The sequence below is a fragment of the Methylomonas sp. 2F7 genome (assembly GCF_057126975.1).
On the sequence record NZ_CP195203.1, the window covers coordinates 3,703,113 to 3,714,933 of the forward strand.

General features: G+C 49.9%; 8 protein-coding genes. All 8 read right to left on the reverse strand.

What is annotated here, in order from left to right:
- Positions 1-9: 9 nt before the first annotated feature.
- Positions 10-1,182, reverse strand: coding sequence for a glycosyltransferase family protein (locus ACR64Q_RS16640; protein WP_483823348.1), 1,173 nt, complete (start codon positions 1,180-1,182; stop codon positions 10-12).
- Between the two features lie 64 nt (positions 1,183-1,246).
- The gene (locus ACR64Q_RS16645) at positions 1,247-2,350 is read right to left on the reverse strand and encodes a radical SAM protein (protein WP_313732476.1); all 1,104 of its coding nucleotides are present in this window, start codon (positions 2,348-2,350) and stop codon (positions 1,247-1,249) included.
- A 35-nt stretch (positions 2,351-2,385) separates the two neighbouring features.
- A complete protein-coding gene (locus ACR64Q_RS16650) occupies positions 2,386-6,210 on the reverse strand; it encodes a glycosyltransferase family protein (protein ID WP_313732477.1) in 3,825 nt (1,274 codons plus the stop codon).
- 17 nt (positions 6,211-6,227) lie between these two features.
- A complete protein-coding gene (locus tag ACR64Q_RS16655; RefSeq protein WP_313732478.1) occupies positions 6,228-7,619 on the reverse strand; it encodes a radical SAM/SPASM domain-containing protein in 1,392 nt (463 codons plus the stop codon).
- Positions 7,620-7,638: 19 nt separating this feature from the next.
- Positions 7,639-8,712, reverse strand: a complete 1,074-nt coding sequence (locus ACR64Q_RS16660; protein WP_313732479.1) for an alpha-ketoacid dehydrogenase subunit beta — start codon at positions 8,710-8,712, stop codon at positions 7,639-7,641.
- Complete coding sequence (locus ACR64Q_RS16665) at positions 8,705-9,724, reverse strand: thiamine pyrophosphate-dependent dehydrogenase E1 component subunit alpha (RefSeq protein WP_313732480.1); 1,020 nt, start codon at positions 9,722-9,724, stop codon at positions 8,705-8,707. Before ACR64Q_RS16665 ends, ACR64Q_RS16660 begins: the two co-directional genes overlap by 8 nt.
- Before the next feature lie 5 nt (positions 9,725-9,729).
- Positions 9,730-11,250 carry a PfkB family carbohydrate kinase gene (locus ACR64Q_RS16670; protein WP_313732481.1) on the reverse strand — a complete coding sequence of 507 codons (1,521 nt, stop codon included), beginning with the start codon at positions 11,248-11,250 and terminating at the stop codon, positions 9,730-9,732.
- A 4-nt stretch (positions 11,251-11,254) separates the two neighbouring features.
- The gene (locus ACR64Q_RS16675; protein WP_313732482.1) at positions 11,255-11,818 is read right to left on the reverse strand and encodes an SIS domain-containing protein; all 564 of its coding nucleotides are present in this window, start codon (positions 11,816-11,818) and stop codon (positions 11,255-11,257) included.
- Positions 11,819-11,821 lie beyond the last annotated feature (3 nt).

Sequence of the window (11,821 nt, forward strand, 5' to 3'; positions counted from 1 at the left end):
CCGGACGTACTACAACGCTTGAATATGTTCGAGAATCTGCTCGGCGCGGACACCCCAAGTATGATGACTTTTAATAAGTTCCAGCGTTTGTTTTTGCGCCTGACTGCCTTGATATCGAATACTTTTCAATTGCTGGTAAACATCGTCAAAGTCCAGCCATTTAAACTCGTAATAATGAAATTGCGGCGTGAAAAAATCGGAAAGTCCGCGAGTATAAATTGCTCTTCCGGGATTATAGCTATCGTACTTATCGCCATCGCGATAGTCATACCACATCAACAATCCGCCCGAGGCCATGCAATCGATGGCGCGAAAATGAAAGGAAATCCCATCGTGCAAATTGATATTGGATTTTTGATGAACTCTGTTGAGTTCCAACGGATTCTCTATAAACCGACGATAATATTGCCGATACTTACTCCAGACACGCCAGTTCTGACTACCGTAAATAGCAATTGACTCGGAATACCGCAATGCAAAGTCAATCAATTCGGTACGATTACTCATGCGTTTTATTCGAATTAGCAGATCGTAATAAATATCGTCACTCAACTCGCACGAATACCCCAGCAATTCGCTTGCGATCCGATCAATTATACCGACACAGGACTCGTGAGTTTGCTCACAATAGGTATTGATATCCATATATTCGCTATATCGTTTGAGCAACATCTCAAAAGTGACGCGCGGATTATCCGGATGCAAAACCCGCGATAACTCTTGTGTCGTCCACGGTTGAGGAATATGACCAATAAAGCTGAACTCAGTATTGCTATCGCTCGCAATATTTTCAGGAAAATAGGTTTCAACACAGGTACCGGGCGGCATCCAATCCAGATACCCGCCAGGATTAAAACTTTCCAACCATCCTGGATCTAAGGCATAGGTAATATCGCTACCGGTAATGTCACTTTCACATCGACCCTGCATATCCACCACCCAGGAAATATGCAAAATATTCAGCTCGTGCAATATCGGAATTTCATCCTTGACCCGGTTCATTTCAAAAATAGCACACGGTTTTTTCTCCCTGACCCAGTCCCTTATTTCCGTCTCGTTCAATAATTTGCAAGCCCCGCTGACTAATAAGCCCTGCTTTTGAAACGCTAAACCTATAAAGCCGAACAGCCGCCGATGAAACGCACTCTCGGTGGGCATGAAAATAGAAATATGCTTAATCATTCCTGTAATATCTGACTTATTTAACGAGTATCCAGTCTGCTTCTTGTTATGTTTGTAAAATAGCTTAAGCGGTTAAAGCCGCATCTCGCCAAAAATCTCTCACTTCACCGCCTGAGTTAGCATAGCTAATGGATTCATCTATTTTCTCAAGAGAATAATACTCCAGCGCTGGTTTTCCGAAATGATCGGTTACTTTATCCAAGGACATAATCTGGCAAAAAGTACAGGCCTGACATATCGGATTTCCTGGCTCGGTCACTTGTCGCTTATAGGTGGCGTAAGTATCGGAAACGATCAGTCCTTCCAGGCCGTTTTCGAATATATTGCCCAATTTCTGTTTGCCATAGCAGGTCCAAAGATCGCCAGCATGATTGACGTATAATCTGTCCTGATATCCGGTGCATTGTTCGCGCCGTAACAAACCGACGCCGACTTGAAAAATACTGTCATCAAAATGCATGGCTTTTGGATGGCACTCCACAAGTTTTCTGACCCGCGCCACAGTCTCTATCGCCTTCGGAATATCGTAAATCAGCAGTTCTCCGACCAAGTCGTTATTGGGTTTCCGTAACTCCAAAAAACCAATGCGAAATGAGCAAAAACCGTTATCGAGCAGATAGCTCGCCAGGTCCGGCAGTTCATCCAAATTACAGCGCATGGCAACAGCGTTACTTGCCAAATGCGGAGTACTTGAATTCAAACGCAATTTAGCCTCGTTGATTAAATATATAGCCCTGGAAATTTCACTAAATCCCAGGCCGCCGCGGATTTTACGCACCGTAGCGTCGTTGACGCCGTCGACCGAAAGCGACAACAGCATCAATCCGGATTTAACCAATTTCTCGGCATCGGCAGCGGTCCTAATCAACTTGGCATTAGTTTGTACCGAAACTTTGGCTCCCATATCGCTTAAATAGCGGACGATTTCGAATAAATCCGGATTGATATACGGTTCACTACCGTCGCCAATATGAATTTGACCGAAATAATCGAAACCCGATTTCAAATTTTTAACTTGAGCAGCGGACATCACTCGGAATTTTTTCAAATTATCGTGAAAAGTACACATGGCACAACTGATATTGCAGCCCAACGATATTTCCAGATGTAAGTTTGGCAAGGGTTTCACCCCCAATAACTCGCCAAACTCTTGACCACTCATCAACATACCATTACTCCGCTATCCTGAAATACACCAACAAGCTAATTACCACCGAATCTATTACATATAGAGTCCAAAACCCGCCCTGAAATAGCCTGATAAGAAAATAACCCGATAGTTTTTTGATAAGCTCGCTCGGCCATTTTCCGGCGTATTTCGCCGTTGGCTAGATAATACTTAACCTTCTCGACGAGATCGGCTTCATCGTTGTAGTAGGCCACTTCATGCTCGTCATAGTAATCGGCTAGTGGCGCGCCATCTTTGTAAGTGGCCCGGGACAGCATGAAGGCTCCGGATGCCAGTATTTCCAAAGCATGCATATGTAGCGTCGTCCCCGGACTGCCGTTAAAACAGATTTTCGAGCAATTCATTAGGTGGTTAATAAATTCGCCGTTGTCGGCAATACCTTTGGCATAAGGCAAAAACCGGTCAAATCTGTCCCAATTCCTGCCATAAAGCGCCAATTTAATATTCAAGCCGGCATCGATCAACGTGGCAATCGGTGCGGTTTTCATTCTCAGCAAATAGTCAAAATGAAACCGGGTGGAACTTCCAGCCAGCAGTAAATTAACTGCCGCAGCGTCCACCAAAACACCTTGGCTTTTCAACAAGGTCACAATGGCGGCAAAGCCGTCACTTTGACTATCTACCCTGAGTTGATGAAACTGGTTGGCCGACAATCCTTGCAGATAAGCGATTACGCATCGGTAGATGTCGACTAATTCGGCACGCTCGAATATTCCCTGATCCAATAGCGCAGTTTCATGATGATCGAAACACCAATCTTCGGAGGGAACATTTTCAAACGCTAGAAACGTCCGTTCCGCATCAACCAAATGACTGATCACCAGAAAGTCGTATTCGAAAACGTTGCTCTGCTCGGGATGATAATAATGATCGTTGAATCCCACAGGCAAATACTCAACCGGAAAATCTTTGTATAAAGATCCACCGTTCATTGCCAGCCAATGTTGAGAAAATACGAAGGTAAAATCCATTTTAGTCATCGCCGATGTGTTACCGGTGATATTGGGCAACATATCCTGTATCCAGTTTACAAATGGCACGGACTCGGGAATGCCAGAAAATTCATGCCGAAAATGATCTATGGTCAGGATAATGTCCGGCTTGAAACAATTGATCTCGTCTATTAAATGCTCGATATTGCTTAAGTAATAGTTTTCAGTTTCGCTACAAAAGCGGATCGTCGCGCCCAAGCGCTCGAAGCCGTCCAGCCAGTCGCGCATACAGTATTTGAGAAAACTGGAGAAACGCGAGATATACCCCAGTACGCGCAGTTGGCCGGCATGTTCCGGACTAAATTTCCGTCGCCACTCATCTGCTGTGATACCGCGATAGTAATCGGCAATTTGCTGCAAATTTACAAGGTGCCGCTCGGCTTTATCTTGCTTGGCTAGCATTGATAATTGATAAACTCGCTCTGCCGCAATCTGCGCTTGCGGATCGAGATTGAACAACACGTCAGGTACAGCGGCTTCGAATTTCGAAAACTCGACAAATAAATCGGCCTCAACATGTTCATCGTGATAAATGCGTAAGCGCGGGGCAAGCAATAGAGGCCGTAAATCATGCAATAGCAGATTCAATAGCCATATTTCCGGCTTGGATTCGAGCAGATAAACGGGTACTTCAAATTCTGCCATCTCGGTGATGGGTAGAGCGGTCGCGTTAAATGTTGCCAACAACTCGTAACCAGAACCCAAGCCCACCAAAGCATAGCAACAGGTATTTTCACGGGTCATCTCGGCAATGTTATTCTCGATCAAGCCTTTATGCTCAAGCAATGCAATATTGTCGAGCCGATAGCTTTCTTTGCCATCCGTCTCCACCGAAATCCGCCAGTATTCGCCGGCGATAACTTGATCGACCGTGATGGCTATTTGCTGGTGCGGCCAGGCGGCCAATAAGGCTTGGCCTAACTCAGGGCGATATTCGGCCAGGCACAACAGATTGTTTTGCAGATTGGTAAGACAGGTTTGCCGCGCGGACTCCAAGCTACTGATTAGCGATACGTTCTCGCCACAGAGTGCGGGCAAAACTGCTACCGGTTCCGGCTCCGGTGCTTTGGTATGTTCACCATTAGTCAACGCGCGTAAATCGGTTAAATCGATTAGACGCCGGACAGCGGCCTTATAGGTAAACTGTTGAGCCAAGCCTTCCGGCGGCTTGGCCGGCTGCAAGCGCTGACGCAAGATGTTTTGCAATTCTTCGGCCGTTTTGAAGAACAGGCAATACTCGTCCCAATGCGGCGGCTCGGCGACATCCCGGCAATCGTATACCAGCGGAATGCAGCCGCAGGCGGCTACTTCGGCAAGGCGCTGGGAGTTGATTTCGAAAGGATGGCAAACCAAGGCATAGCGCGCCGAACGATAAACATCCGCCACCGCCACGCCATGTTGCAACTCGCCGCGATAATACGCCGCCACCTCGGCGTCCTGATCCCAATAGCGGCCATAGACATCCACCGGCAAACCGGCACATCCCTGTGCGGCGCATAGCCATTTCACGGCATGGTCGCGGATTACGTAATGCAGCAGCTTCCAGAATACGAACTCATAGCTTAAAGAACTGGCTGCGGCGATTTGGGTAACCGTCGCTTCGTCAAAGCGGCCACCCTGCTCCATAACCGCGAGTAGTGCAGCCAACGCTAGTTTATGCTGACTGTTTTCCGAATCTATCACCGGCAGATAGGAACTGCCGACAAACACAATTTTGTCTGTCCGGGCGGTTTGCTGGTCGCCATGGAATATCTCGTCGTCGATCACGAAATGTAGACGTTCCACTTTCGATGCCCCGCATTGCTCCAGATAGCGGTCGAACAAGGGCGAAATCGACAAATTGAAATCCCGGGCTCGCCATTTTAACGGTTGCCGATTCTTCAGCTGCGGCATCAAATCCTGCCACCACACTAGATTGACGATGTCATCGTGCATGAAGCTATTGTTTAAACTATTCACATAAAAACAGGCGTGCGGATCGAAGCTGATATATTTTTCCAGCATATCCACCATATTGCTGCCTTCCATTTCATTGTCTTGAACGTAAAGCAGCACATCCCAACCCAGATCTGCAAAAGCCTTGGCTACGCCCCGTGAGCTGTATTGCATGACCGTAGTCAAACGGCTGGTAGGAATGAATATCCTGGGCGGTTTATTGCCGACTAAGCGCGGTTTTAAGGTTTTGGCTTTGTTCAATAGCTGCTGAAGTAAGATCCGGCGCTGACGTTCGACCGCACTACGGACGGCGGCAATATCTTGTTTGAGCTCGGCTTTAACGTCCTCGTCTAACTCTTCCGGAATCTCTAAATTCTCCGGGAACCGCATGCGAGAGCGAATAAAAAAATCCTGCAAATCCGGTAGTTCCAGATGGATCAGATTCTCAAAACCATGCGAGGGTAACTCGCCCCGGTAATAACAAACCTGCAAGCCATCTATGGTCGGATGATCGCAAACCACCCGATTGCGCTGCTTTGCCGCATTCAGTGCCTGCAGCGGATCGATAAAATAAGTATCGAAATGCACATAGTCCGGCACGCGATATTGACTGCGGTACTGCATCACTTCGTCAATAACATCGCTGGGCATATTGTTGAAATGTACGTCGCCATCTTGAGAAATGGCGATCAGCTGCGGTATCGGTAATTGATTGTGCGAAAAAAATTCGACAAACTTGTCGGCGGGGACCTGAATAAAATTCGGTAGTACGATGTCGGTGAGCAAGCCGTCGTAATAGCAATATTGCAGGCGCTCAACACCATTGACATCGCGCAGCCATTGTTGCTTGGCCGCCTCAGCATAAGCATCCTGGATATCCAGAAAAAATATATCTGCCAACACCGAGGTCATCAGAGCGTCCGGGTCGATCAAATAAAATTGATATGTTCAGGCGGATTTTTTAAATCCCACAGAAACTTGTTCACATAATCCTGCCGGCAACCGATGGCGCAATCTTTATGCACATCCACCGACTCGGCGACGTCTGTATGTACCTGCCAGTAGCGTTCGCTGGTAGCTACCAAATCGTAAAAAGAGTCGGTATGTAGATCGCCGATGTAAAAGCGCTCTTTATTGAAAAACGGTCCACAAGGATAAATTTTGCCGTTACCGGAAATCTGCAATAAAAACGGCGTGCCGAAACATTGGTCGTATTTGCGGTAGCCGTCCTTATAAAGATTTGTTTCACCGGCAGCGTTGATCTTGTTCCATTTGGCTTGAACCACGTAGGTGTCATTACTCAGCGCCTCAGCTTGTTTCAGGGTATCGCCGATTTTTAGATAGGCGTCGTAATCGATACCGATTTCCTTGTATTCTGAATCTGAACAATGCTTGATCACGAAATAATCCACACCCAATTCGGCACCCAGTTTAGCCTCGGCCAATACCTCATCAAAGCATTCCGGGATTAGCACCATCTGCAAGCCCAGCGTGCATTTGTAATTGTTTTCTTTCTTGATTTTCACCAGTTCGCGGATCTTGTCGATCAGCAAATGAAAATTGACTTCTTTGGATTGATGCACCCGCCGAAAACCTTCAGGGGTACCGGCGGATAGATTGAAGCGGATGTAACTCATGTTTTTCAGTAAGTCGTGAGCCCGATCCATATCCAATAACAAACCATTGGTGGCCATCGCGGTGTCTATGCCCAGTTCGCCGGCCAGCACTGTGGCATCGTAGAGGGTTGGATTCAGCGTCGGTTCGCCATCGCCGATAAAGCCCAAGGAGCGCACACCCAACTTGCCGCAATCACGGACAAAATTCAGCAAAGCATCCCGGCCTATCATGGTGCCCTTGGTCATGTTCTGTACCACGGCGTAGCAATACAGGCAGGCGGTATTGCAAAACTTGGTCAACCCCATATCGATATGCACCGGCGCAAAACGTTGGCCGTTTTGCCAAGCCTGCACTCTGTCTAAATGGTGCATCATTTTGTGACCGTCGAAACGAAACCGTTCTCGCTGGGTGCGGAAACTGGGGCCAGTAAACTGGTTGGGAACGTGCTGTTCCTGCTCACTGCCCGCTTCCAGGCGGATGATGCCTTCTTGATCGTCGTGGGAAATGCTTTGTAATTTCTGGCCTGGCAATTTAGCCAACTGGCTGGTGTCGATCACCTGATAGTCGCTCGACAAGGCGCTGCGGTCCACGATGTTATTGGACGTGCGCAATTTATGTCCGGGTTGGCTGAACATGGGCACGTTGTCGGGTATATCGGTCACGGCGCTGTTGCCGAAGCGATTGGTTTGTTCAATTTTTGCCATGGTCTGATGCTCTTTTTCGTTAAAACGGGCCGACGAAGCTGCGGTCGGGTTGATCTTTGGGCAAATCGGACTGCAAAGCGCCGATTACCGAGGCTGTTAATTCTGATCGACCTAGCATTTCCAGTACGACACTGGCGATCTGCTCGGCTCCCGGATAATAGTGATTCGCGACAAAATGCGAGGTCGGTACCGGGTGATTAGGATAAACAATCAAGCGCGGCGCTTGCTTCAGGCTATCCCCGTGCGCCAACACGAGCTTAGATAGCAACTGATGGCCGCTCGACGCCATTTCCGGCGCGCAATCCGCTATTAACAATTTACCGCCGGTTTTAGCCAGCGATGCGGCAACACTCTCTACGTCCAACGCACTGACGCATCGCATATCCAATACTTCGGCATCAATGCCGTGTTCGGCCAGTGTCGTTGCCGCCTTCAAGGCTTCAATACTCATGTGCGAGAACGCCGCCAACGTCACATCCCGGCCTTCGCGCATTACCGCCGCGCCGTCCAAGCCAGCCGCCGGCGCCTGTTTATCCACCTCGCCAATGATGTGATGCAACCAGCGATGTTCGATAAACAGCACCGGATTGTTATCGGCAATTGCCGCCAACATAAAGTGGTAGGCATCGCCGGCGGTGGTCGGCATCACCACTTTCAAGCCCGGCACTTGCGCGAACATGGCTTGCAGACTTTGCGAGTGCTGCGGCCCCTGCCCCCAGCCGCGGCCGATGATCACGCGAATCACCAAGGGTACGTTTTGTTGGCCGTCGAACATGTAATGCCACTTCGCGGCGTTATTGACCAACTGATCGACCGACAGCAAGGCAAAATCGATACGTTGATGCACCAGCACCGGCCGCATACCCGCCAGGGCTGCGCCGATGCAGATGCCGGTCATGCCATTCTCAGCTAGCGGCATATCCAGCACCCGCTCGGCACCGTACTTTTCCCTTAAGCCCTGGGTGGTGCCAAAGATGGTTTTTGGATCTGGTACGCCCTCGCCGATCAATAGCATCTCCGGGAATTTGGCCAAAGCATCGTCTAAAGCTTCGCGGATCGCCTCGCCGTAAGACATCATCTTTACTTCACGCATACAAATGGCGCCTCATGCTATCTACAGTGGGACGAGTACCTTGCAAAGCCCAGGCAAAGGCTTGCTCGATTTCTTCGGCCAACTGTGTTTCCATTTGCGCTAGCTCGGCGTCGTTGCTCACTTGCGTTTCAACTAACATCTGCCGGGTTTGCAATAACGGGCAGCGTAATTTCCAAGCCGCCAATTCGCCTGGGTTGCGATAACCTAAGTCGTCATCTTCGTTAGGTCCGCAGTGTTCCGGCCAGCGATGGGTATGCAATTCCAAAAACTGCGGCCCCAATCCATTTCGGGCGTTGGCAACAGCCGCTTGCGCCAGTTCATAGACCTCATCAACCCGATTACCGTCGCCGCTAACTGCGTGTAAACCGTGGGCAGCGGCTATTTTATAAATATCGCGTTTGGGCTGGCGCTCCGCCAATGGCGTCATCACCGAATATTGGTTGTTCTCGCAGATAAATAGCAAGGGCAGTTGTTTAAGCACCGCAAAATTCAGGGTTTCGTGCATCACCCCTTCTTCAAAGCAACCATCGCCGAAGAAAATCACCACCACGTTGGTCGCTTCCGGCGTCCTGCCTCCCGCGACCCTGGCACATCCCTGTGCGGCGCCGGATTTTTTGATCTGCTCGGCCCAGGCATAACCGGCGGCCAATGGGACGGTGCCACCGACGATAGGCGTGGACGCAACAAAGCCGGCGTCCAGGTCGGTCAGATGCATGGAGCCACCCCGGCCACCACAGCAGCCTTCGGCAAAACCGTACAACTCCGCCAACAGGCGCGGCAGATCGCCGCCTTTGGCCAAATAGTGACCATGGCCGCGATGATTGCTGAACACCTTGTCTTGAACCGTCAAATGCGCGCAAACCCCCACTGCAATCGCTTCTTCGCCAATACATAGATGGGTGGGACAACGCATTTGCTGCTCGGCATAGCGCCGAGCAATCGCTTCCTCAGCGCGGCGGATGCGCAGCATTTGATAATACAGGTGCTTCAAGTCGGCCGATGCGGGACTCATAACTGTCATTTCAACAAGGTGGTAATGTATTTGAATAAAGCCACTGCCCGCACCGGTTCGCGGTTACAGACAATTTGCACATCCAGCGCGGCGGCGGCACTGCCGGCAAACAAGGCTTGCTCCGGCGACAGTCCGCCACCCAAACATAAACCCGCCACGGACAGAAAAGCATCGCCGGCACCGATCCGATCCACCACTTTGGACGACAAAGCGGGAATCTTGTATGCCGTTTTAGCGTGATCCAGCATTAACGCGCCTTTAGTACCGCGGGTGATGGCGATGTGGTTGGCGTTTAATTTGTCGGCCAACTGGCTGGCCAATTCCTCGATGGCCCCACCTCTATCGTGGCTCGCCAATCGTAATTCCGGTTCGTTTAACGACAAGAAATCCGCGTTCGGATAACGCGTGATTAAGTGGTAACCCCGATTGCCACTATTGACCTGCGCGTTCACCGCCAAATATTTAGCGCCTTTGGACAAGGCCGCCACCATTTGATTGGAGATGAAGCCATTCCCAAAATCCGGCACGATCACCACATCGTAATCGCGCAAATGCTTTTCCAGCCAAGCCACGATCTTGCGATTGGTTTCCTCCGGCAAGGGCGCATCGTTATAAAAATACACTTCAAATAACTTAGCGATGTCGGCATCGACATAACGTCGCTTCACGATCGTCGGCCGATCCTGACTGAAGAAGAACACCGGATCAATCGCCGGGTTCAGATTGGTACGGATGAAATCTTCGTGACTTTTGGTGGCGCCCAAACCCGACAGCAAAGTGACGTTGTGGGCAAATTCCGCGACGTGATTCGCCACCGCTATCGCGCCACCGGCAAAGCGTTCGTAGTCGTTGTATTTCACCGAAAACACATTGCCCTTGCCGGTCTGCCCCAGGGGCGAGGTGTAATGGTATTCGTCGACTATCGCTTCGCCCACCACCAATACGTTCAATCCGCTCAAGGCCTTGAGTTTATCGATAATCTCGTTGGCGCCGACAGTTTCCTTGAATTGATCCAGGTACGCGGAGATTTCCGGGGAAAACACCTCAAAATATTCGTTCAATAATCGCGTCGAACTGGATGTCAGTTCATCGGTAAAGTAGATCTTGCCGCCGTGCCGTTCCACAGCGTCTTTTTCGTGCTGGATATTGCCGGTCAGATCGTCGCTGGTGCTTTTGTAATCGCTACCCTTCACATATAAATCAGGCTTCACCTGATCCAATACTTCCACGGCGGTAATCGCATGGTTGATCGCCACACTATCGACGCAAGCCAGTGCCGCTATGTTTTCAGCACGCAAATACTGGTTGAACACCGGCCGCCCAGGGCCTTTATTGACGTATTCGTCGGCAGTAACACTAACCAGCAAGGCATCAGCCTGCCGCGCGCCACTTTGCAGGTGGCGAATATGGCCGATATGCAATAAATCGAAGGTGCCGTGACATAAAGCCACCGTTTTGCCTTGGCCTTTCAACTCGGCGGCACGTTTTGCCAGTTGTTCGATGGAGACAATTTTTTCCGTGGACATGAGCTTATTTCCTGAGCAGATGATCGGTAATATGGTGCAACACGAAGAGATGCCCCAACTCGACCATGCCGTAATGACTGCTATCCAGCCAGCAATTCCAGCGGCCAAGCTTACGCAAAGGATTATCGGCCTTAAAACCACTTAGGGTCATGACCGGCAAGCCTTTGGCATTGGCAGCCTGCACCGCATTGACGATATTCAAGGATTGCCCGGAACTGCTGATTGCGATCAATAAATCGTCCGGATTCGCGAATGCGGTAATTTGTTTGGCGAAGGCCTGCTCGTAACCGAAATCATTGGTAAAACAAGTCAAAGGCGCGGCTTCGTGCAAGGTCAAGGCGCACAAGCCGCCAACATTCCGCAAGTCGGTAATCACATGACTGGCAATCGCCGCGCTGCCACCGTTGCCCAGCACCATGATCTTAGCCTGCTGGTCGCGGACTCTGGCAAACTCGGCAAGCAATTGCTGTATCACCGATTCTCCATCCAACGAATTACCGTCAGCGCTGGTAAATATGCTGTGATCCAGCAAGTTTGCAAAATCCGCTGCCGCTTGTCCGATAGCCATGGG